The organism is Pseudomonas protegens, assembly GCF_013407925.2.
In the GTDB taxonomy this organism is placed as follows: Bacteria; Pseudomonadota; Gammaproteobacteria; order Pseudomonadales; family Pseudomonadaceae; genus Aquipseudomonas; species Aquipseudomonas fluorescens_AP.
Genome location: NZ_CP060201.1, coordinates 4823654 through 4844936, shown reverse-complemented (window position 1 = coordinate 4844936; position 21283 = coordinate 4823654). Strand labels below are relative to the sequence as shown.

The 21283-nt window shown below is 63.4% G+C and carries 19 protein-coding genes and 1 pseudogene; 11 read left to right on the top strand and 9 right to left on the bottom strand.

What is annotated here, in order from left to right:
* Positions 1-3: 3 nt before the first annotated feature.
* Positions 4-1491 carry a helicase HerA-like domain-containing protein gene (locus GGI48_RS22530; protein ID WP_179600123.1) on the bottom strand — a complete coding sequence of 496 codons (1488 nt, stop codon included), beginning with the start codon at positions 1489-1491 and terminating at the stop codon, positions 4-6.
* Positions 1492-1685: 194 nt separating this feature from the next.
* On the opposite strand from GGI48_RS22530, the pseudogene GGI48_RS31595 reads away from it, so the two are divergent.
* Positions 1686-2669: pseudogene (locus GGI48_RS31595) on the top strand (cache domain-containing protein); the annotation flags it as partial.
* A gap of 141 nt (positions 2670-2810) precedes the next feature.
* Positions 2811-3575: a methyl-accepting chemotaxis protein gene (locus GGI48_RS31590; protein ID WP_372840673.1), complete on the top strand. Its 765-nt coding sequence runs from the start codon at positions 2811-2813 to the stop codon at positions 3573-3575.
* A 9-nt stretch (positions 3576-3584) separates the two neighbouring features.
* Here GGI48_RS31590 and GGI48_RS22520 read toward each other — a convergent pair whose 3' ends face one another.
* On the bottom strand, positions 3585-3785 hold the full coding sequence (locus GGI48_RS22520; RefSeq protein WP_179600121.1) for a hypothetical protein: 201 nt from the start codon (positions 3783-3785) through the stop codon (positions 3585-3587).
* A gap of 67 nt (positions 3786-3852) precedes the next feature.
* A complete protein-coding gene (gene purU / locus GGI48_RS22515) occupies positions 3853-4701 on the bottom strand; it encodes a formyltetrahydrofolate deformylase (protein WP_047305937.1) in 849 nt (282 codons plus the stop codon).
* Positions 4702-5048: 347 nt separating this feature from the next.
* Here purU and mvaT point away from each other — a divergent pair, with 347 nt between their 5' ends.
* A complete protein-coding gene (mvaT, locus tag GGI48_RS22510) occupies positions 5049-5423 on the top strand; it encodes a histone-like nucleoid-structuring protein MvaT (protein WP_016963232.1) in 375 nt (124 codons plus the stop codon).
* 104 nt (positions 5424-5527) lie between these two features.
* On the opposite strand, the gene sbcB is transcribed toward mvaT, so the two are convergent.
* Complete coding sequence (sbcB, locus tag GGI48_RS22505; protein ID WP_179600119.1) at positions 5528-6955, bottom strand: exodeoxyribonuclease I; 1428 nt, start codon at positions 6953-6955, stop codon at positions 5528-5530.
* Positions 6956-7140: 185 nt separating this feature from the next.
* Between sbcB and GGI48_RS22500 the strand changes: the two genes are divergently transcribed.
* From GGI48_RS22500 to GGI48_RS22475, 6 genes are read left to right on the top strand one after another with little or no spacing between them, the layout of a single operon-like run.
* Positions 7141-7866 (top strand): RDD family protein, encoded by a 726-nt coding sequence (locus GGI48_RS22500; protein ID WP_047305826.1) that lies wholly within the window; start codon positions 7141-7143, stop codon positions 7864-7866.
* Positions 7863-8843 (top strand): stage II sporulation protein M, encoded by a 981-nt coding sequence (locus GGI48_RS22495; protein WP_047305938.1) that lies wholly within the window; start codon positions 7863-7865, stop codon positions 8841-8843. Before GGI48_RS22500 ends, GGI48_RS22495 begins: the two co-directional genes overlap by 4 nt.
* On the top strand, positions 8830-10380 hold the full coding sequence (locus tag GGI48_RS22490; protein WP_179600117.1) for a DUF4129 domain-containing protein: 1551 nt from the start codon (positions 8830-8832) through the stop codon (positions 10378-10380). Before GGI48_RS22495 ends, GGI48_RS22490 begins: the two co-directional genes overlap by 14 nt.
* The gene (locus tag GGI48_RS22485; RefSeq protein ID WP_179600115.1) at positions 10377-11540 is read left to right on the top strand and encodes a DUF4350 domain-containing protein; all 1164 of its coding nucleotides are present in this window, start codon (positions 10377-10379) and stop codon (positions 11538-11540) included. Before GGI48_RS22490 ends, GGI48_RS22485 begins: the two co-directional genes overlap by 4 nt.
* A complete protein-coding gene (locus tag GGI48_RS22480; protein WP_047305829.1) occupies positions 11537-12562 on the top strand; it encodes an AAA family ATPase in 1026 nt (341 codons plus the stop codon). Before GGI48_RS22485 ends, GGI48_RS22480 begins: the two co-directional genes overlap by 4 nt.
* Before the next feature lie 13 nt (positions 12563-12575).
* Positions 12576-13907 (top strand): DUF58 domain-containing protein, encoded by a 1332-nt coding sequence (locus GGI48_RS22475; protein ID WP_016963239.1) that lies wholly within the window; start codon positions 12576-12578, stop codon positions 13905-13907.
* Positions 13908-13922: 15 nt separating this feature from the next.
* On the opposite strand, the gene GGI48_RS22470 is transcribed toward GGI48_RS22475, so the two are convergent.
* Together GGI48_RS22470 and GGI48_RS22465 are read right to left on the bottom strand one after the other, a co-directional pair.
* Positions 13923-14282 carry a PilZ domain-containing protein gene (locus GGI48_RS22470; protein WP_016963240.1) on the bottom strand — a complete coding sequence of 120 codons (360 nt, stop codon included), beginning with the start codon at positions 14280-14282 and terminating at the stop codon, positions 13923-13925.
* Positions 14283-14501: 219 nt separating this feature from the next.
* Positions 14502-14876 (bottom strand): hypothetical protein, encoded by a 375-nt coding sequence (locus tag GGI48_RS22465; protein WP_016963241.1) that lies wholly within the window; start codon positions 14874-14876, stop codon positions 14502-14504.
* Between the two features lie 157 nt (positions 14877-15033).
* Between GGI48_RS22465 and pyk the strand changes: the two genes are divergently transcribed.
* Positions 15034-16485 (top strand): pyruvate kinase, encoded by a 1452-nt coding sequence (gene pyk, locus GGI48_RS22460; RefSeq protein ID WP_016963242.1) that lies wholly within the window; start codon positions 15034-15036, stop codon positions 16483-16485.
* A gap of 82 nt (positions 16486-16567) precedes the next feature.
* Here pyk and GGI48_RS22455 read toward each other — a convergent pair whose 3' ends face one another.
* The 3 genes from GGI48_RS22455 to GGI48_RS22445 are packed head-to-tail and all read right to left on the bottom strand — an operon-like array spanning position 16568 to position 19383.
* Positions 16568-17317 carry an enoyl-CoA hydratase-related protein gene (locus GGI48_RS22455; protein ID WP_179600113.1) on the bottom strand — a complete coding sequence of 250 codons (750 nt, stop codon included), beginning with the start codon at positions 17315-17317 and terminating at the stop codon, positions 16568-16570.
* Between the two features lie 28 nt (positions 17318-17345).
* The gene (locus GGI48_RS22450; RefSeq protein ID WP_179600111.1) at positions 17346-18284 is read right to left on the bottom strand and encodes an iron-sulfur-binding ferredoxin reductase; all 939 of its coding nucleotides are present in this window, start codon (positions 18282-18284) and stop codon (positions 17346-17348) included.
* On the bottom strand, positions 18277-19383 hold the full coding sequence (locus GGI48_RS22445) for a sensor domain-containing diguanylate cyclase (protein WP_016963245.1): 1107 nt from the start codon (positions 19381-19383) through the stop codon (positions 18277-18279). The genes GGI48_RS22450 and GGI48_RS22445 overlap by 8 nt, the downstream gene beginning before the upstream one ends.
* A 338-nt stretch (positions 19384-19721) precedes the next feature.
* Here GGI48_RS22445 and GGI48_RS22440 point away from each other — a divergent pair, with 338 nt between their 5' ends.
* Positions 19722-21245, top strand: a complete 1524-nt coding sequence (locus GGI48_RS22440) for a fumarate hydratase (protein ID WP_016963246.1) — start codon at positions 19722-19724, stop codon at positions 21243-21245.
* Positions 21246-21283 lie beyond the last annotated feature (38 nt).

Genomic DNA, 21283 nt, shown 5'->3' with positions numbered 1-21283 from the left:
GCCTCAGCGCCGCTTGCTGCCGCCCAGCAACGACCCCATCAGTCCCCTGACCAATTGCCGCCCCAACTGATTGGCCGCCTGACGCATGGCCGACTTCAAGGCCTGCCCGGCCGCGGTGCCGAGAAACCCACCGGCGCGATCCGCCAGACTCGGCTCTTGCGCCTGCGGCTTGTCTGCCGCTGCGGGTTCCTCGGGGGCCAGGCTCTTGCGCCCCATGAGCACTTCATAAGCCGACTCACGATCGATCGGCTGGTCATAACGCCCTTGCAGCGGCGAGCTGGCAATCAAGGCCTGACGTTCGGCGGCGGTCAGCGGCCCGATCCGTGATTGCGGCGGCGCCACCAGCACCCGCTGGACCTGTTCCGGGGTTCCCTTGTCTTGCAGGGTACCCACCAGCGCCTCGCCGATGCCCAGCTCGGTCAGCACCGACAGCGCGTCAAACGCCGGGTTGGGACGAAAACCATCGGCCACCGCACGCAACGACTTCTGCTCCTTGGCGGTAAAGGCCCGCAAGCCGTGTTGAATCCGCAGCCCCAACTGCGCCAGCACATCGTCCGGCAAATCCCCCGGCGACTGGGTCACGAAATACACCCCCACGCCCTTGGAGCGAATCAATCGCACCACCTGCTCCAGGCGATCCTGCAGCGCCTTGGGCGTACCGGAAAACAACAAGTGCGCCTCGTCAAAAAACAGCGCCAGCAGAGGCTTGTCCGCATCCCCGCGCTCCGGCAGTTGCTCGAACAGCTCGGCCAGCAGCCATAAAAGGAAGGTCGCATAGACTTTCGGCGCCTCGTGCACCAGACGACTCGCGTCCAACAGATGAATCCGCCCACGGCCATCGGCAGCCGGTTGCAGAATGTCTTCCAGTTGCAACGCCGGCTCGCCGAACAGAGCTTCCGCCCCTTGCTGCTCCAGGATCGCCAGACGCCGCAACAGCGCCTGACTGGAACCGGTGGTCATCAGCGCCGCGTCATCTCCCAGCAGTTGAGGGTGGTCCTTGAGGTGATTGAGCAGCGCCTTGAGATCCTTCAAGTCCAGCAACAACAGCCCTTCACGGTCCGCCACCTTGAACGCCGCGTACAGCGCCGACTGCTGACTGTCAGTGAGCTCAAGCAGGCTGCCCAGCAATAGCGGGCCCATTTCGCTCAAGGTGGTGCGCAAGGGATGACCGGACTGACCATGGATATCCCACAGCGTTACCGGATACGCCTGAGGCTTATGTTCAAGCCACGGCATCCCGGCGATCCGTTCGGCGATCTTGCCCTGTGGATTGCCCGCCGCCCCCAGCCCGCACAGGTCGCCTTTGATATCCGCGGCGAACACCGCGACCCCGGCGTCACTGAAGGCTTCCGCCAGGCGCTGCAGGGTCACGGTCTTGCCGGTACCGGTGGCGCCGGCCACCAGCCCGTGGCGATTGGCCAGGCGCATGGCCTGGGCGACCGGCTGGCCACCCAGGTCGGCACCGATAATCAGTTGCAAAGAGTCAGGCATTTTGTCACCTCAGGTTAATCTTTGGCCTTGGACGGTCGATATGAAAAATGATGGATCAGAAGTATCTGAAATAAAGGTCAGGTAATTCCTGTGGGATAGATGGAGATATCAGCTTACTTACAACACCGCCCCTTTTCGCGCGCTTTTCCAAGCAATGCCCCGGACTCAAAGACCTTAGCGGACACCCCCAAGCCATGAACAAAAATCTGCGCTTCAGCCACAAGATCCTGCTTGCCGCCTCGCTGATCGTCATAGCTGCCTTTGCACTATTCACGCTCTACAACGATTACCTGCAACGCAACGCCATTCGCAATGATCTGGACAACTATCTCCAGGAAATGGGCGACGTCACGGCAAAAAATATTCAGACCTGGCTCGCCGGCCGCGCCTTGCTGATCGAAAACATCTCCCAGTCAGTGGCCCTCAACCCCGACCCGGCCAATGTCAGCAACCTGCTGGAACAGAAGTCGGTGAGCTCGACCTTCATGGGGGCTTACCTGGGGAACAAGGACGGCACCTTCATCATCCGCCCGGACAGCAAGATGCCGGACGGCTACGACCCGCGCGCACGCCCCTGGTACAAGAGCGCCGAGAGCAGCAACGGCTCGGCCCTGACCGAACCCTATATCGACCTGGCTTCCGGCCAGTTGGTGATTTCCATCGTCGACAGCGTGATCAAGGCCGGCCAGCGCATCGGCGTGGTCGGTGGCGACCTGAGCCTGCAAGTGATTGCCGACAGCATCAACGCCCTGGACTTCGACGGCATGGGCTATGCGTTCCTGATCAGCGCCGACGGCAAGATCCTGGTGCACCCGGACAAGAACCTGGTAATGAAGACCCTCAAGGACGTCTACCCCCAGGACACTCCGCGCATCAGCAATGAACTCAGCGAGATCAGCGTCGACGGCAAGACCCGTATCGTCACCTTCACCCCGATCAAGGGCCTGTCTTCGGTGAACTGGTACATCGGCCTGTCAGTGGACAAGGACAAGGCATTCGCCATGCTCAGCGAGTTCCGCACCTCGGCCCTGATCGCCACCCTGACCGCCGTGGCCCTGACCATCGCCCTGCTGGGCCTGCTGATCCGCCTGCTGATGCAGCCCCTGCATGTGATGACCCGGGCCATGCAGGACATCGCCGACGGCGAAGGCGACCTGACCCGCCGCCTGAGCATCCACAACCAGGACGAGTTCGGCATTCTCGGTAACGCCTTCAACCGTTTCGTCGAGCGCATCCACAACTCGATCCGCGAAGTTTCCTCGGCCACCGAGCACGTCAACGAAGTGGCCCTGCGGGTGGTGAGCGCCTCCAACTCGTCCATGCTCAACTCCGACGAACAGGCCAGCCGCACCAACAGCGTGGCCGCGGCCATCAATCAGCTTGGCGCCGCCGCCCAGGAAATCGCGCGCAATGCCGCCCAGGCTTCGCAACAGGCCAGCGACGCTCGCAATCTGGCCGAAGACGGCCAGCAAGTGGTGGATCGCAGTATCCAGGCGATGAACCAGCTGTCGGAGATGATCAGTACCTCCAGCAGCAACATCGAGACCCTGAACAGCAAGACCGTGAACATCGGGCAGATTCTCGAAGTCATCACCAGCATTTCCCAGCAGACCAACCTGCTGGCGCTCAACGCCGCCATCGAAGCGGCCCGGGCTGGCGAGGCCGGCCGCGGATTCGCCGTGGTGGCCGACGAAGTGCGTAACCTGGCGCACCGCACCCAAGAATCGGCTCAGCAAGTGCAGACCATGATCGAAGAGCTGCAAGTGGGCGCCCGGGAGTCGGTCAGCACCATGAGCAACAGCCAGCGCCACAGCCAGGACAGCGTGGAGATCGCCAACCAGGCCGGGGAGCGGCTGAGCAGCGTGACCCAGCGCATTGGCGAGATCGACGGCATGAACCAGTCGGTGGCCACCGCCACTGAAGAACAGACTTCGGTGGTCGAGTCCATCAACATGGACATCACCGAAATCAACACGCTGAATCAGGAAGGCGTTGAAAACCTGCAGGCCACCCTGCGGGCCTGCTCCGATCTGGAACAGCAATCGGCGCGCTTGAAGCACCTGGTGGGCAGCTTCAGGATCTGACGCTGGGCCTCAGGGCCCTTTGGCCGGCGAGCCGGTGTCTACCGACGCCGGTGGCGTGGGCTCCTGCTGCAACTGCTCCCACAATTGGGCGGCACCCGGAAACTCGGTGCCGTCTTCAGCATCAAGCTCATCGGGGTCGTAACGGCTCAGGCATCCCTCGCCGAGGGTGGCGGGGGCCTTGGCAGTGGCTCTATCCAGTGGATCGGTCATCGGGCTGACCTCGCGATGTGAACAACCAGGACCGGGATCTCGCACCCGGCTCCTGGTTTTTTTTCGATCAGAACACCACGGTCTTGTTGCCGTGTACCAGCACCCGGTCTTCCAGGTGGTAGCGCAGGCCACGGGCCAGGACCATCTTCTCCACATCGCGACCGAAACGCACCATGTCCTCGATGCTGTCGCTGTGGCTGACCCGCACCACGTCCTGCTCGATGATCGGACCGGCGTCCAGCTCTTCGGTGACGTAGTGGCAAGTGGCGCCGATCAGCTTCACCCCACGCAGGGAGGCCTGGTGGTAAGGCTTGGCGCCGACGAAGGACGGCAGGAAGCTGTGGTGGATGTTGATCACCTTGTGCGCGTACTCGCGGCACAGCTCAGGCGGCAGGATCTGCATGTAGCGCGCCAGCACCACCACCTCGGCATCGTGCTGCTTGACCAGGCGCGACACCTCGGCAAACGCCGGCTCCTTGTCCTGGGGATTGACCGGCACATGGTAGTAAGGAATGCCATGCCACTCGACCATGCTGCGCAGGTCGTCGTGGTTGGAGATCACGCAGGCGATTTCACAATCGAGCTCGTCGCTGTGCCAGCGGTGCAACAGATCCGCCAGGCAATGGGACTCGCGGCTGGCCATCAGCACCACACGCTTTTTCTCCGCGGTATCGGTAATGCGCCAGTCCATCGAGAACTCTTCGGCAATCGGCGCAAAGGCCTGGCGAAAAGCCTCCAGACCAAAAGGCAGGGAGTCGGCACGAATCTCGTGGCGCATGAAGAACCAGCCACTGAGATTGTCCGAGTGGTGACTCGCTTCGGTGATCCAACCGTTATGGGAGGCCAGAAAGTTACTGACTTTGGCAACGATGCCAACGCGGTCAGGGCAAGAAATCACCAACCGAAAGGTGCGCATGAGGGGAAAACTCCAGAACTTCGCAAAGGTCGCCATTCTAGCCATTACGCGACAAAACTGCAGTATTCATTGCGCCGCAGGCCCGGATTAGATTGGCAACAACGCCCTGATCGGGCCTTATCGGACACCACTGCAAGCACTGCCGCAGACACTTGCCAATAGCGCACAACTAATTTGTGAATAGCGCAATCGAATCCGCCGATCTATTAAATAGCGAAATGTCTTTTGCGCCTAAACACACTAAGAGCGGCAAATAAAACAGCGTTATTATGTTTACTTGCACAAACTCCCTGACTATTATTGCGACACTGTCACCCAGTCACTCAGCGCTCAATAAGGTAGTCCTCATGTCCCTGATCAACGAATACCGTGCTACAGAAGAAGCCATTAAAGAACTGCAAGCACGTTTGAAGAACCTGTCCCAGGACGACAAACTGAAAACCGAACTGGAATTCGAAGGCAAACTGCGCAGCCTGATGGGCGAGTACTCCAAGTCCCTGCGCGACATCATTGCCCTGCTGGATCCGGAATCGAAAGTTAAAGCGCCTCGCGCTGCTGTAAAAACCACCGGCACCAAGCGTGCGCGCAAAGTTAAACAGTACAAAAACCCGCACAACGGTGAAGTCATCGAAACCAAAGGCGGCAACCACAAGACTCTGAAAGAGTGGAAAGCCAAGTGGGGCGGCGACGTGGTTGAAGGCTGGGCAACCCTGCTGGACTAAGTCCCGCCAGTGAGCGCCTAGGCTTTACTGCCGCAATCAAAAAACGCCAGCATGCTGGCGTTTTTTTATGTCCGGGCTTAATGCCCAAGAACCCGGCCCCTCTCTCAAACAGCCAGACGCCCGGTCAGCGCCTGAACATGGGCCTGCCACTCATCCAGCACCTGACGCTGCTTGGAGTCCGCACTTAACAACGATTGCTCCAGTCCCTGGGCAAAACTTTCCAGGGTATTGGGCGCGCCGAGTTTCGGCTCTAGCAAACGCTGGCGGCAAAATGTCCGCCAACGCTGTTGCTCGGCTTCATCCAATGTTTCCGGAAAGTTGCGAGCGCGGTAGCGAAAGAGCAATTCGGGCAAGCGCTCATCATCAAAGGGCCACTGTTGCCGAGCCAAATGCAGCGGATCGGCCTCACGCACTTGCTCACACAATCGCCGGTCGCGATCACCAATAAAGCCGTCGTACAACTGTTGCTCCGGATCCTCGCTGGCCGCGAACTCATCGGGGGCATAAATCAGCGAAAGTTTATCCCGCCAAACTTCCTGAGTTTCAGTCAAAAGCCCGACCCGGCGCTGGTACTGCTCCATATCCAAGTGCAATCGCTGTTGATCCTCGCCCCGCAAGACATTCAAGGGCGCCACTACCGGGCAGCGATTGATATGAATGAGTTTCAACGGCACCGGCAACTCGCCGTCCAGCAGATCATCACGCCGGGTATATAAACGCTGGCGCAAGGTTTCGGCGTCCAGGTCGAGCAATCCCTGAGGGTCCAGATGCAAGTCACAGACAATCAGTGCATTGCGATTACGCGGATGCCAGGCCAGGGGCAGGACCACGCCGAGGTAGTGGCGCGCGGCGGAAAAGCGCCCGGAAATATGCACCAGGGGCTGCAACAGGCGAATCTGATCCATCACTCGCTGCTTGCTGCGCAACTGGAACAGCCAGTCATAGAGCTTGGGTTGCCGGTCGCGAATCAGCCGCGCCAGGGCGATGGTCGCCCGGACATCGGACAGCGCATCGTGGGCCTGGCCATGATCGATGCCGTTGGCCGCGGTCAGCCGTTCCAGCTTGAGGGTCACCTGCCCCTGCTCCTCGGGCCAGACAATGCCCTCAGGGCGCAAGGCATAAGCGGTGCGCACCACATCGATCAGATCCCAGCGGCTGTTGCCGCCCTGCCACTCGCGGGCATAGGGATCGAAGAAATTGCGATACAGGCTGTAGCGGGTGACCTCATCGTCGAAGCGCAGGGTGTTGTAGCCCACGCCACAGGTGCCCGGACGCGCCAGCTGGGCGTGCACCCGGGTCATGAAGTCCGCCTCGCTCAAGCCCTGGGCCGCCAAGCGGCTGGGGGTGATGCCGGTGATCATGCAGGCCGCCGGGTGCGGCAGGATGTCATCGCTGGGCTGGCAATAGAGGTTGACCGGCTCGTCGATCTCGTTGAGCGCCAGGTCGGTGCGAATACCGGCCACTTGCAACGGGCGATCGCAGCGCGGATTGATGCCGGTGGTTTCGTAGTCGTACCAAAAGAGGGAAGTCACGGCCTGTTCCTGAGCTGAAAGACCGCCGCAGTCTAGGCGCTCAAGCGCCACCAGGGCCAGCCGCGCGAACGGGCGGCGCACAGAGCGCCGTGCTGAATTCGCAGTTAATGATGTCGTTTGCCCCTCGGACACTGCTAGCATCTGCGCTGGATTTTTTTCTACCAGGCCAAGCCCCCTAGTTGCCCATGCTTGAGACGACAGCAACGCCAAGGAACGCATCGCTGCACCCGCCACTGGATACGCGGTATCAGGTCGAAACCCCCGAGGGTATCGATCTGCCGCTACGACCGGCGGGGTTGCTGGTCCGTACCCTGGCGTTTTCCCTCGACCTGGGGATTCGCGGGCTGGTATTGGGCCTGTTGTTCATCGTGCTGGGCTTTTTCGGCGAGATCGGCATCGGCCTCGGCTCGATCCTGCTGTTCCTGATCAGCTGGTGGTACATGGTGCTGTTCGAGGTGCTGAACCAGGGCCGCTCTCCCGGCAAGCAACTGATGGGACTGCGCGTGGTTCAGGACGATGGCACGCCCATTGGCTGGAGCGCCTCCCTGACCCGCAACCTGCTGCGTTTTGCCGACATGTTGCCGTTCGGCTACTTCCTCGGCGCCATCAGTTGCCTGCAGCATCCGACCTTCAAGCGCCTCGGCGATCTGGCCGCCGGCACCCTGGTGATCTACCGCGAGCAAGCACTGACCCGGCCGCAACTGCCCGACGCCACGCCGCGCTTGGCGCCCTTCGCCCTGAGCCTGAATGAACAACGGGCGATCCTCGGCTTCGCCGAACGCCAGGGCCAGCTGTCCGCCGAAAGAACCCGGGAACTGGCGGCCATCCTCGCCCAACCGCTGCACGTGCCCGCAGCCCAGGCGACAGCCGAACTCAATGGCATCGCCCGCGGTTTTCTGGGAAGCACATGAAACAGAGCCTTTTCGAAAGCCGCCACCAGGCGCAATGGCAGCAGTTCGAGCAACTGCTCGACCAGCTAGAACGGGGACGCACCCGCGCCGAAGACTGCCAGAGCTTCGTCCAGGACTACCGCCGCCTGTGCCAGCACCTGGCCCTGGCCCAGGAGCGCGGCTACAGCAGCTACCTGATCGACCCGTTGCAGCAACTGGTGTTGCGCGGCCATCAGCAACTCTATCGGCAACGCACCGCCATCAGCGCCAATGTCCTGGCGTTCATGCTGGCCGGCTTTCCACGCCTGGTGCGCCAGGAGTGGCGCCTGGTACTGATCGCCAGCCTGCTGTTCTTCGGCAGCCTGCTGGGTATCGGCCTGTTGGTGTACCTGTACCCCGAACTGGTCTACAGCCTGGTGAGCCAGCAGCAGGTGGCCGAGATGCGGAGCATGTACGACCCCAGCGGCACACGCCTGGGGCGGGTCGCCGAGCGCGCCTCCAGCGAAGACTGGGTGATGTTCGGCTACTACATCATGCACAACATCGGCATCGCCTTTCAGACCTTCGCCAGCGGCCTGCTGTTTGGCCTGGGCAGTGTGTTCTTCCTGTTTTTCAACGGCCTGATGATTGGCGCCATCGCCGGCCATCTGACCCAGATCGGCTTCGGCCAGACCTTCTGGCCCTTCGTCATCGGCCATGGCGCCTTCGAACTGAGCGCCATTGCCCTGTCCGGTGCGGCCGGGCTGAAGCTGGGCTGGGCACTGATCGCCCCCGGTCGCCTGCGGCGCGGCGATGCGCTGTTGCAGGCCGCGCGGGTCAGCGTGCAACTGATCTACGGGGTAATCGTGTTTCTGCTGATCGCCGCCTTTATAGAAGCCTACTGGTCCTCCATGACCTGGCCGGCGGCCTGGATCAAATACAGCGTCGGCGCCGGCCTGTGGAGCCTGATGCTGGCGTACCTGACCCTGGCCGGACGAGAACCCCATGCGCCTGAGTGATGCCAGTGTGGTGATCCGCCCACGCACCACCTGGGAAGCCATGGACCTGGGAGTCCTGCTGAGCCAGCGCCATCGGCGCTTGCTGATGACCAGCTGGGCCCTGGTCAGCCTGCCGGTGTTCGCCCTGCTGAGCCTGCTGCTGTGGGAGTCGCCGTCCGTGGCGGTGCTGCTGTTCTGGTGGATCAAGCCGGCCTTCGAGCGCCTGCCGCTGTTTATCCTGTCCAAGGCCCTGTTCGGCGAAACCCCAACCCTGGGCCAGGCCCTGCGCCAGTGGCCGCGCCTGCTCAAACCGCAATTGCTGGCCAGCCTGACCTGGCGCCGCTTCAGCCTGAGCCGCAGTTTCGTCCTGCCGGTGGTGCAACTGGAGGGCCTCGACGGCGATGCCCGGCAGCAGCGCCTGGGCGTGCTGTTGCAGCGCAACGCCGGGGCTGCGCGCTGGCTGACGCTGATCGGCATGCACCTGGAGGGCGCCTTGTGGATCGGCCTGCTGATGCTGTTCTACCTGCTGTTGCCGCAACAGGTCGAACTGGACTGGAACTGGCAGAGCATGGTCATCGCCGCCCAGCAGGACTGGCTGTGGCTGGAACACCTGACCAACGCCTTCTACGCCCTGGTGCTGGTGATCTGGGAACCGATCTACGTGGCCTGCGGCTTCAGCCTGTACCTCAATCGCCGCACCGAGCTCGAGGCCTGGGACATCGAGCTGGTGTTTCGCCGCCTGCGTCAGCGCCTGAGCGGCGTCGCGGCGCTGCTGCTGGTGAGCGGCCTGCTCCTGGCGCTGCCGGGCCAGACGCCGTGGGCGGCCAACCCCAGCCGTTCCGTGGCCGGCCCCGAAGCGCCGCGCTTGTTGCAGCAACCCCTGACCAGCAAGGCCTCCAAAGACAGCATCCAGGGCATTCTGGATAAGCCACCGTTCAAGAATCAGGAATCGGTCACCCGCTACCGCTTCGGCGAGGAGCAGACCGCGAAAAAGGACGCCAAGGGCAAGCCTCCGGGCTGGCTCAAGAGCCTGCTGGACAACCTCGACCAGAATCGCTTCGGCAACTTCGCCAAGGGCCTGGAAATCCTCCTCTGGGGCTTGCTGCTCAGTGCGCTGGGCTGGCTGCTGTGGCGCTACCGCGACTGGCTGCGGGTCTTTGTCGGCCGCCGGCCGCTGCCGCGCAAAAAGCGCCCGGCGGCGATCCCCCAGCAACTGTTCGGCCTGGACGTCAGCAGCGAAACCCTGCCCGCCGATGTCGCCGCCCATGCCCAGGAACTGTGGGCCAGCCAGCCTCGGGAAGCGCTGGGCCTGTTGTATCGGGCCTTGCTCAGCCGCTTGCTGGAGGACTTTCAACTGCCTCTGAGCATGGCCGACACCGAAGGCCAGGTACTGGAGCGGATCAAGGCGCTGCAGCAACCGTCCCTGGAAGCCTTCAGCCGCGAGCTGACCACCCACTGGCAGAACATGGCCTACGGGCATCGCGTGCCTGGCGCCGACCTGCAAGCACGGCTGTGCGATGGCTGGCGTAGCCTGTTCGGCCCCGGAGCCTGCCCATGAAGCGCTATCTGTGGGGCGGCCTGGCGCTGCTGCTGATCCTGGTACTGGGCGCTGCCGGCTACGCCCTGTATCGCCAGGCCACGCCCTATCAGGAACTGATCGATCACGGCCCGTCGCCCGAGGCCCAGGCCAATCCCTATCTGGCCGCCGAGATGTTTTTGCGCGAGCGCGGCCTCAAGGTCGACCACGCCAACGGCCTGGACGTACTGGCCACCCTCAAGCCGGCCGGCAACAGCCTGCTGCTGCTCGGCGAGCGCTCCAACATGAGCCCGCGCCAGGTCGACCAGGTACTGGACTGGGCCCGTGCCGGTGGCCGGCTGATCTTTGTCGCCGAAGCCCTGTGGGACGAAGACACCGAGCAAAGCGGCGATTTGCTGCTGGACCGGGTACAGATCCATCAGCAGCTCAGCGCCGACCTGGAAGAACCGCCGGAACAGGACGCTGACGACCCGTTCCCGAAACTGACCAAGCTCTACCTGGAAGACGAACAGGCCCCGGCCTACGTCAGTTTCGATACCGCCTTTCACCTGGACGACCCGGACAGCCTGGCCCAGTCCTGGGCCAACAGCGGCGTGGCCACCCACATGATCCAGCTTGATTACGGCCAGGGTTCGGTCACCGTGCTGACCGATGCCGAGATCTGGAAAACCCCGGCCATCGGCCTTTACGACAACGCCTGGCTGCTGTGGTACCTGAATACCGATACGGCGGTAACCCTGTTGTTCAACACCGACCACCCAAGCCTCTGGCAATTGCTCTGGCGCTATTTCCCCCAGGCGCTGGTGGCCCTGGCACTGTTGATCGGCATGTGGCTGTGGCGGGCCGGCAGCCGCCAGGGTCCGTTGCAGGCACCGGCCCCCAAGGCCCGGCGTCAACTGCGCGAACACCTGCGGGCCAGCGCCGACTTTCTCCTGCGCCACGGCGGCCAGGCGCCGCTGCTGCAAGCCCTGCATCTGGATATCCGGCGCCGGGCGCGGCGTCGCCATCCGGGCTTCGAGCAATTACCGCCCCAAGCCCAGTGGGAAGTCCTCGCCCTGCTCAGCCAACAGCCTGTCAGCGCCGTACAACAGGCCCTGCAACCCTTGTCCGGGCAGCGCCTTTCCAGCGCTGATTTCAGCCACCAGGTCGCCCACCTGCAAACACTCAGGAATGCCCTATGAGCGAACAACCCGTCGAATCCCAAGACACCTCCGAGGCGCCAGCGCCCCAGGACCATGTGGCCCAGCAGCGCCAGCGCGCCAGCCAGCTGGCCCAGGCCGTGCGCCAGGAACTGCAAAAAGTGCTGATCGGCCAGACAGCGGTGATCGATGACGTGCTGACCGCCCTGATCGCCGGTGGCCACGTGCTGCTCGAAGGGGTTCCCGGCCTCGGCAAGACTCTGCTGGTGCGGGCCCTGGCCCGCTGCTTCGGCGGTGACTTCGCGCGGATCCAGTTCACCCCGGACCTGATGCCCAGCGATGTCACCGGCCACGCGGTGTACGACCTGCAGAGCGAACAGTTCAAGCTGCGCAAGGGCCCGCTGTTCACCAACCTGTTGCTGGCGGACGAGATCAACCGCGCGCCGGCCAAGACCCAGGCCGCCCTGCTGGAAGCCATGCAGGAACGCCAGGTCACCCTGGAAGGCCGGGCCCTGCCCATTGCCCAGCCGTTCATGGTCCTGGCCACCCAGAACCCCATCGAACAGGAAGGCACCTACCCGCTGCCGGAAGCCGAGCTGGACCGCTTCATGCTCAAGCTGCGCATGGACTACCCGGATGCCGACGAGGAGCTGGACATGGTCCGCCAGGTGGCGCGTTCGACCCGCGCCGACATGCTCGATGTGCAGCCCCTGCGCACCGTGCTCCAGGCCAAGGACGTGCTGGCCCTGCAGCGCATCGCCAGTGAACTGCCGCTGGACGATCAGGTGCTCGACTATGCCGTGCGCCTGGCCCGGGCCACCCGCAGCTGGCCGGGCCTGAGCCTCGGCGCCGGTCCTCGGGCCTCGATTGCCCTGGTTCGCGGGGCACGGGCCCGGGCCTTGTTGCGTGGCGGCGAATTCGTGGTTCCCGATGACATCAAGGGCTGCGCCATGGCCGTGCTGCGGCACCGGGTGCGGATCGCCCCGGAGCTGGATATCGAAGGGCTGTCGGTGGAGCAGGTGCTCAAGCAGATGCTCGAACAGATCCCGGCTCCGCGCTTGTGAGCCGTACAGCACGATGAAACCGACCCGTCTGTTGCTCATCTGGCTGGGCACGCTGGCCGGCCTGGACCTGCTCCTGGGCGCCATGCGCGCGCTGGGCATCCAGGCCATGCCGCGCCTGGACTCGATCGCCTGGGGCCTGTTGCTGGCGCTGTTGCTGCTGGCCCTGATCGATGCCCTGCGCCTGTCGCGCCTGGCCTCGCCCGAGGTCCGGCGCCAGTTGCCCGGCAGCCTGCCCCTGGGGCGCTGGAGCGAAGTGCAACTGGAGATCCGCCATGCCTACGGGCAGGCGCTGCACGTGCAACTGTTCGATCATCCGCCGCACGGCCTGGGCTTCGAGCATCTGCCGCAGTCCGTCGACCTGGAGCCCGGCCAGGTCAGCAAGGTCGGCTACAGCGTGCGGCCGCTGCAACGGGGGCATTTCGACTTCGATCAATGTGAAGTGGCGCTGCCCAGCCCTCTGGGCCTGTGGAGCGCCAGACGTTTGCTCAAGGTGCATGACAGCACCCGGGTCTATCCGGACTTCGCCCGCCTGTACGGCGCGCAATTGCTGGCGGTGGACAACTGGCTCAGCCAACTTGGGGTGCGCCAGTTGCAACGTCGCGGTCTGGGCCTGGAGTTCAATCAGTTGCGCGAGTTTCGCGAAGGCGACAGCCTGCGGCAGATCGACTGGAAAGCCACCGCCCGCCAGCGCACGCCCATCGCCCGGGAGTATCAGGACGAGCGCGACCAGCAGATCATTTTCATGCTCGACTGCGGACGCCGCATGCGCAGCCAGGACGACGAACTGGCGCATTTCGACCATGCTCTCAACGCCAGCCTGCTGCTCAGTTACGTGGCCCTGCGCCAGGGCGATGCCGTGGGTCTTCATGCTTTTGCCGGGGAGCGCTCGCGCTACGTGGCGCCGGTCAAGGGACAGGCCCATCTGAATGTGCTGCTCAACGGCGTCTACGATCTGCACACCAGCCAGCGCCCCGCCGACTACCAGGCCGCCGCCAGTGAACTGCTGGCCCGGCAGAAGCGCCGGGCCCTGGTGGTGCTGGTCACCAACCTGCGGGATGAAGACGATGAGGAGCTGCTGACCGCGGTCAAGCGCATCGGACGCCAGCATCGGGTGCTGGTGGCCAGCCTGCGCGAGGAAGTGCTCGACCAGTTGCGCCAGAACCCGGTGCAGACCTTGCCCGAAGCGCTGCTCTACAGCGCGACGGTGAACTACCTGAACGGTCGCGCCGAACTTCACGAACGACTCAGCGCTCACGGCATCGCCCTGCTCGACGTCCGCCCCGGAGAGCTTGGCGCGGAACTGGTCAGCCGTTACCTGAGCTGGAAGAAAGCCGGCAGCCTGTAACGGCGATCGGGCCTGTCAAGCCGATGTCGGCAAGGGGTGAAAGCTGAAGTAGTGCCGCAGGGCCTGCTCCAGTTCGGCGAAGTCGGCGTTCGCTCGCAGCAGGCTGAACCCGCTGTCGTACTGGCGCGGGGTCAGGTCCTCGTGACACCACAGGCACCAGGCGCTGAAGTCGATGAACTGCAGCTGTCCATCACCGCCGGGGACTTTCACCCGCAACTCGAACGCGGCACCGATCAGCATCGGCAACGGGCTGATCAGCATCAGCCCGTCCGCGGAAATATTGCCCAGGAAACCGACAGGCTTGTCGGTAAACCGATTGAAGACTCTCAAGTAGGACGGCAGTTGATGCCGCTCGATCCGCGGTTCAGTGAACATGCTGGGTATCGCTATGAAAGGCCATTAAGCATGACCGCACTAGTGCATCGGAACGGGCCTGCAAGAGCGGCTCGTTCGCCAGGATTCGAGGTGCGAGGAAAATCATCAGGAGGATTTCAACGCCACTGCCCCAGGCAGGAACCGGGGCGTGTTCGAACAACCTGAACAAATGTTAGCTCAAGCGCGAGGGGCAATTACACTGCCCCGCAGCGCTGTGACTTACAACGCAGTGTGGCGAACTTGCGCCGCACCGTTTGCCGGGTAGTGACCCAGTTGCTGCAACGTGTCCAGGCGCGCACGGGCACGGTAGGCGTACTCGCTGCTGGGGTACTGGGTAATGATGAACTGATAAGTCTGCGCCGCATCGACGAACAACTTCTGCCGCTCCAGGCATTGCCCGCGCAGCATCGACACTTCCGGCTGGATATAGCGCCGCGCACGGCTGTCACGGTCGACCTGGCTCAACTCGAGCATCACGCTCTCGCAATTACCGCGATCGTAAGCGCGATAGGCGTTATTCAAATGATGGTTCATGGACCAGCGGGTGCAGCCGACAACACTGACGGCCAAGATAGCAATGAGTACGAATCGCATGGGGTATCTCCTGTCTTGTGCAGTGTATCGACTCATCGGCAAAAATCTTCAAGGTTGTTGCGGTAAACAAACAAAGCAATAAGTAGTGCAAACGAACAATGACTACAACTTCGGAGCATAGTAGCCTCTCGTTGCGCTTGAACTCAGGAGTCCGTGCATGTCCGTTCGTCGTACCAAAATCGTTGCCACCCTTGGCCCGGCCAGTAACTCGCCGGAAGTTCTCGAACAGTTGATTCTTGCAGGCCTGGATGTCGCCCGCCTGAACTTCTCCCACGGCACGCCGGACGAGCACAAGGCTCGCGCCCAACTGGTCCGCGACCTGGCCGCCAAGCACGGCCGCTTCGTGGCCATCCTCGGTGACCTGCAAGGCCCGAAAATCCGCATCGCCAAATTCGCCAACAAGCGCATCGAACTGAAGATTGGTGACAAGTTCACCTTCTCCACCGTGCACCCGCTGACCGAAGGCAACCAGGACATCGTCGGCATCGACTACCCGGATCTGGTCAAGGACTGCGGGGTCAATGACGAGCTGCTGCTGGACGATGGCCGCGTGGTGATGCGCGTGGAAACCGCCACCGCCACCGAGCTGCATTGCGTGGTGACCGTCGGCGGCCCGCTGTCCGACCACAAAGGCATCAACCGTCGTGGCGGCGGCCTGACCGCTCCGGCCCTGACCGAAAAAGACAAGGCCGACATCAAGCTGGCCGCCGAAATGCAGGTCGACTACCTGGCCGTGTCCTTCCCTCGCGACGCCGCCGATATGGAGTACGCGCGCAAGCTGCGTGACGAGTCCGGCGGCACCGCCTGGCTGGTGGCCAAGATCGAACGCGCCGAAGCCGTGGCCGACGACGAAACCCTCGACGGCCTGATCAACGCCAGTGACGCGGTGATGGTGGCCCGTGGCGACCTGGGCGTGGAAATCGGCGATGCCGAGCTGGTGGGCATCCAGAAGAAAATCATTCTTCACGCCCGTCGCCACAACAAGGCGGTGATCGTCGCGACCCAGATGATGGAGTCGATGATCCAGAACCCGATGCCGACCCGCGCCGAAGTGTCCGACGTGGCCAACGCCGTGCTCGACTACACCGACGCCGTGATGCTCTCGGCGGAAAGCGCCGCCGGTGCCTACCCGCTGGAAGCGGTGCAGGCCATGGCGCGGATCTGTGTCGGTGCGGAAAAACACCCCACCAGCAAGACCTCCAGCCACCGCATGGGCAAGGTGTTCGAAAGCTGCGACCAGAGCATCGCCCTGGCCGCCATGTACACCGCCAACCACTTCCCGGGCGTCAAGGCGATCATCGCCCTGACCGAGAGTGGCTACACCCCGCTGATCATGTCGCGCATCCGTTCCTCGGTGCCGATCTACGCCTACTCCCCGCACCGTGAAACCCAGGCTCGCGCGGCGATGTTCCGTGGCGTGTACACCATCCCGTTCGACCCGGCCTCCCTGCCGCCCGAGCAGGTCAGCCAGGCCGCGATCGACGAGCTGCTCAAGCGCGGCGTGGTCGAGAAAGGCGATTGGGTGATCCTCACCAAGGGCGACAGCTACCACACCACCGGCGGCACCAACGGCATGAAGATCCTGCACGTTGGCGACCCGATGGTCTGATACTGGCCAGTTGAACAAAAAAGCCCCGGCGCCAGAAACGCCGGGGCTTTTTCATGCCCGCACACAATAGATGTCGAAGGCCTCAGCCCTTGGCGAGAAACCCGGACAGCGCGGCAATCGCTTCCGCGGACTGCAGGCGCCGGGTGAATTCCTCGCCCTCTTGCTCAATGACCTGGCGCAGTTGCTCGCGGTCCGGCGCCTGCATCAGGCGCTTGCTGATCTGCACCGCGTCGGGCGCCAGCTGACTGAAACGCAAGGCCGCCTCCCGGGCCTTGGCCAAGGTCGCTGCACCATCGCCCAGAGCCGCAGTGGCAATGCCCCAGGCCGCGGCCTGTTCGCCACTGAAGCCTTCGCCGAGCAGCAGCAACTCAGCGGCCTTGGCCCGCCCCAGCAGGCGCGGCAGGATCAGGCTCGAGCCGAATTCCGGACACAGCCCAAGGTTGACGAAGGGCATGCGCAAGCGCGCATCACGACTGACGTAGACCAGATCGCAATGCAGCAGCAAGGTGCTGCCAATGCCCACCGCCGCCCCCGCCACCGCGGCCACCACCGGCTTGCGGCAATCGAACAGGTTGCGCATGAAGTGGAACACCGGGCTGCCGAGATCCTGGGGAGGCTGTTCAAGGAAATCGGCGATGTCGTTGCCGGCGGTAAAGCATTCGCTGCTGCCGCAGATCAGCAGGGCATTGATTTGCGGATCGGCGTCCGCCTCGGCCAGGGCTTGCGCCAGACGACTGTACATGGCACGGGTCAGGGCGTTTTTCTTGTCGGGGCGGTTCAGGCGCAGGGTCAGCAGCCCACCTTCGCGGTGCAGCTCGATGGCATCGGTCATGGAGATCTCGCTTTGGAAAAGTCAGCGCTCAACCACGGGGCAGGAACACATCGGCCAGCAGTTGATTGCGCGGCAACCCCGCCAGGTACAGGCGCCGGGCAAAGGCTTCGACACTGTCGGGGTGCCCGCAGAGTAAGGCCAGGGTTTGCCGGGAAACAAGCCGTAGTTGCGCCAAAGCCGCCGTCAGCTCAGCCCCCTGCCACAACTCGACACTCAGTTGCGCACGGTTCGCCGCCAGCGCAGCCAAGGGTTTGGCCAGGTAATGTTCGGAACGGTCATGGGCCAGGTGAATGAGGCGGATAGGGCCTTGGTGATCCTGCCGCAAGGCCTCGCGCAAAATGCCAAACAGCGGCGCCAGCCCGGTGCCCGCCGCCAACAGCCAAAGGGGCCGTTGCTGCCAGTCCGGGTCGTAGTGCAAGGCGCCACCGCGCAACTCGCCCAGGGAGAGCGTATCGCCCAGCTGCAGCTGGCGCGCCGCATCACTGAATTGCCCCGGGTGCCGACAGTCCAGGTGAAACTCCAGAAAGCGATCTTCTTCCGGCAGGCTGGCCAGGGAATAAGGCCGGGCCACCTGACCGGCCGTCCACAGCACCAGGTGCTGGCCGGCGCGATAACGCAATGGCCGCTCAGGCTGCAGACGCAAGCGCAGGACTGTGGGCGATAGCCAGTCGAGCCCGACCACCTGGGCCGGCAGGCCATCGCGCAACGGATCGAAGGTTTCGACCTGCAGGTCCTCCACCACCTGGCACTGGCAGGCCAGGCGCCAGCCGCGACGGCGCTGCTCATCGCTCAGGGCATCCGGCCGGCTGTCGCTGGGCAGTCCTTTGACACACTGCACCAGACAGGCGTGACAACTGCCGGCGCGGCAACTGTAGGGCACCGCCACACCGGCCTGATTCAAGGCATCCAGCAGATTGCTTGCCGGCGCCACCGACCAGCGCCGACTACCGACGGTCAATTCAGGCATCGAGGTTTTCCCAGGCCGCCGAGCAACGATTGCGGCCATCGCGCTTGGCCCGGTACAGCGCCTGATCGGCCCGTTGCAGCGCCATGTCCAGGTCATCGCCGGCCCGCAGCAGGGTCATCCCCGCGGACAGACTCAGGTCACGCACATTCAGGCCCACCAGTTGCACCTCCATGAAGGCCAAGCGCAGCCGTTCGCAGCAGGCTGTCAGGCGCTCGGCATCACATTCGGGCAACAGGACCACAAACTCCTCACCGCCGTAGCGCGCCAGCACATCGCCGTCCCGCAGGCAGGCGCTGGCCACCCCGGCGAAGGCCTGCAGCACCTGATCCCCCGCCGCGTGACCATGCAGATCGTTGATGCGTTTGAAATGATCCAGATCGATCAGCGCCAACCCATGCACCTGCTCCTGGCCCATGGCCTGCAGTTCGCGGCTGGCGTTACGCAGGAAGTGCCGGCGATTGAACAGACCGGTCAGCTCATCGGTGGCCACCAGATCCTCCAGCTGCCGCATCATTCCGCGCAGCGTGTCCTGGTGAGCCTGCAAGGCAAAACGCCGCTGCCGCATGCGCGAGCGCGAGGCTTGCACATAGGCGGCGTACAGGCACATCCACACCAGCATCACCAGCAACACACAGACTTGCAGCGCCGCCAGTTGCGGATCCTCGAGGGCAAAGCGAAAGCCGTCCCACAGATTGACCCCGGCAAAGCAGAAGAAGATCAGCGCCGCGCAGCGCAGGTAGGCGCGACGGGACAAGTGAAACAGCCCAAACAGCAGCGGCAGGATATAGAACACCAGGAAAGCGCCGCGGGCCTGATCCAGGTGGGCAATCAGCCAGGTCTGCCAGGCGATGCCCAACACCACCTGGACCTCGGTCAGGCTGGGGTCGGCAAAGCGCAGGTTGCGGCCACTGATGAAGACCCAGTACAGCAGTCCCTGGCTGGCCAGCACCAATGCGCTGCCCATCAGTGCACTGCTGATGGAGGCGCGATAGTGCCCCGTAAGAACCGCCAGCCAGAACAGCAGCAGGATCAGTCCGTAGGTGCCCACGGCAATGCTGAAGCGCTTGAGTAGCAAGCTCTGGATGGCTTTATGGGTCAATCGTCGATTCACCGTGAGAAAGGAGGCTTAAAGAGTGTCTCTACCCTGCAGGCCAGTTGCCACTTTAGTGCCGCGCCCTGCAAATGACTATCCAAATTTTAAGCCGTGTTCCGCGGTTTCGCCGCCGATCCAGGCAAGAACAATGCCCATCCGATAGGCGACTTTCGTTTGCCCGGCTGGCGGGTGTGCCGGGCCCCCAGGCGCGGTATACTGCCGCGCCTTTTTAGCGTCGCGCCAGTTGTCTGTCCGGCGTGCCTTAGAAGGTGTCTGCAACCGACCGATGTACCCTGCTGCAGCCACCTTATTAAATGTTCCCGTCTTTTAGAGGAGCGCGACTCATGACCGTGATCAAGCAAGACGACCTGATTCAGAGCGTTGCCGACGCCCTGCAGTTCATTTCCTACTACCACCCCGTGGACTTCATCCAGGCGATGCACGAGGCCTACCTGCGCGAAGAATCGCCGGCCGCCCGTGACTCCATGGCGCAGATCCTGATCAACTCGCGCATGTGCGCCACCGGCCACCGGCCGATCTGCCAGGACACCGGCATCGTCACCGTGTTCGTTCGCGTGGGCATGGACGTGCGCTGGGACGGCGCCACCATGAGCCTGGACGACATGATCAACGAAGGCGTGCGTCGCGCCTACAACCTGCCGGAAAACGTCCTGCGCGCTTCCATCCTGGCCGACCCGGCAGGCGCCCGGAAGAACACCAAGGACAACACCCCGGCGGTCATCCACTACTCCATCGTTCCCGGCAACACCGTGGAAGTGGACGTGGCGGCCAAGGGCGGCGGCTCCGAGAACAAATCGAAAATGGCCATGCTCAACCCGTCCGACTCGATCGTCGACTGGGTCCTGAAGACCGTGCCGACCATGGGCGCCGGCTGGTGCCCACCGGGCATGCTGGGCATCGGCATCGGCGGCACCGCCGAGAAAGCCGCGGTGATGGCCAAGGAAGTGTTGATGGAATCCATCGACATCCACGAGCTCAAGGCTCGCGGCCCGTCCAACCGCATTGAAGAAATGCGCCTGGAGCTGTTCGAGAAGGTCAACCAGCTGGGCATCGGCGCCCAGGGCCTGGGCGGCCTGACCACCGTGCTCGACGTGAAGATCATGGACTACCCGACCCACGCCGCCTCCCTGCCGGTGTGCATGATCCCCAACTGCGCCGCCACCCGCCACGCGCACTTCGTGCTCGACGGCTCGGGCCCGGCCGCACTGGAAGCGCCACCACTGGACGCCTACCCGGAAATCGTCTGGGAAGCCGGTCCGTCGGCGCGTCGGGTCAACCTCGACACCCTGACCCCGGAAGAAGTGCAGAGCTGGAAACCGGGCGAAACCGTGCTGCTCAACGGCAAGATGCTCACCGGCCGCGACGCCGCGCACAAGCGCATGGTGGAGATGCTGAACAAGGGCGAAACCCTGCCGGTGGACCTCAAGGGTCGCTTCATCTACTACGTTGGCCCGGTTGATCCAGTGGGCGACGAAGTGGTGGGCCCGGCCGGACCGACCACCGCCACGCGGATGGACAAGTTCACCCGGCAGATCCTCGAACAGACCGGCCTTCTGGGCATGATCGGCAAGTCCGAGCGTGGTCCAACCGCCATCGAGGCGATCAAGGACAGCAAGGCCGTGTACCTGATGGCCGTCGGCGGCGCTGCCTACCTGGTGGCCCAGGCGATCAAGAAGTCCAAGGTCCTGGCCTTTGCCGAACTGGGCATGGAAGCGATCTACGAGTTCGAGGTCAAGGACATGCCGGTGACCGTCGCGGTCGACAGCAAGGGCGAATCGGTGCACATCACCGGTCCCGCCATCTGGCAGAAGAAGATCAGTGACAGCCTGGCGGTAGAAGTGCAGTAAGCCCTTCCTCCGTTTGGCCAAGGCGGCGGCGCTGTTCA

Excerpts from the sequence above, each read along its gene's own strand:
- GGI48_RS22530 (WP_179600123.1), bottom strand. The coding sequence starts at position 1,491 with ATGCCTGACTCTTTGCAACTGATTATCGGTGCCGACCTGGGTGGCCAG.
- GGI48_RS31590 (WP_372840673.1), top strand. The coding sequence starts at position 2,811 with ATGCTCAACTCCGACGAACAGGCCAGCCGCACCAACAGCGTGGCCGCG.
- GGI48_RS22520 (WP_179600121.1), bottom strand. The coding sequence starts at position 3,785 with ATGACCGATCCACTGGATAGAGCCACTGCCAAGGCCCCCGCCACCCTC.
- purU (WP_047305937.1), bottom strand. The coding sequence starts at position 4,701 with ATGCGCACCTTTCGGTTGGTGATTTCTTGCCCTGACCGCGTTGGCATC.
- mvaT (WP_016963232.1), top strand. The coding sequence starts at position 5,049 with ATGTCCCTGATCAACGAATACCGTGCTACAGAAGAAGCCATTAAAGAA.
- GGI48_RS22500 (WP_047305826.1), top strand. The coding sequence starts at position 7,141 with ATGCTTGAGACGACAGCAACGCCAAGGAACGCATCGCTGCACCCGCCA.
- GGI48_RS22495 (WP_047305938.1), top strand. The coding sequence starts at position 7,863 with ATGAAACAGAGCCTTTTCGAAAGCCGCCACCAGGCGCAATGGCAGCAG.
- GGI48_RS22490 (WP_179600117.1), top strand. The coding sequence starts at position 8,830 with ATGCGCCTGAGTGATGCCAGTGTGGTGATCCGCCCACGCACCACCTGG.
- GGI48_RS22485 (WP_179600115.1), top strand. The coding sequence starts at position 10,377 with ATGAAGCGCTATCTGTGGGGCGGCCTGGCGCTGCTGCTGATCCTGGTA.
- GGI48_RS22480 (WP_047305829.1), top strand. The coding sequence starts at position 11,537 with ATGAGCGAACAACCCGTCGAATCCCAAGACACCTCCGAGGCGCCAGCG.
- GGI48_RS22475 (WP_016963239.1), top strand. The coding sequence starts at position 12,576 with ATGAAACCGACCCGTCTGTTGCTCATCTGGCTGGGCACGCTGGCCGGC.
- GGI48_RS22470 (WP_016963240.1), bottom strand. The coding sequence starts at position 14,282 with ATGTTCACTGAACCGCGGATCGAGCGGCATCAACTGCCGTCCTACTTG.
- GGI48_RS22465 (WP_016963241.1), bottom strand. The coding sequence starts at position 14,876 with ATGCGATTCGTACTCATTGCTATCTTGGCCGTCAGTGTTGTCGGCTGC.
- pyk (WP_016963242.1), top strand. The coding sequence starts at position 15,034 with ATGTCCGTTCGTCGTACCAAAATCGTTGCCACCCTTGGCCCGGCCAGT.
- GGI48_RS22455 (WP_179600113.1), bottom strand. The coding sequence starts at position 17,317 with ATGACCGATGCCATCGAGCTGCACCGCGAAGGTGGGCTGCTGACCCTG.
- GGI48_RS22450 (WP_179600111.1), bottom strand. The coding sequence starts at position 18,284 with ATGCCTGAATTGACCGTCGGTAGTCGGCGCTGGTCGGTGGCGCCGGCA.
- GGI48_RS22440 (WP_016963246.1), top strand. The coding sequence starts at position 19,722 with ATGACCGTGATCAAGCAAGACGACCTGATTCAGAGCGTTGCCGACGCC.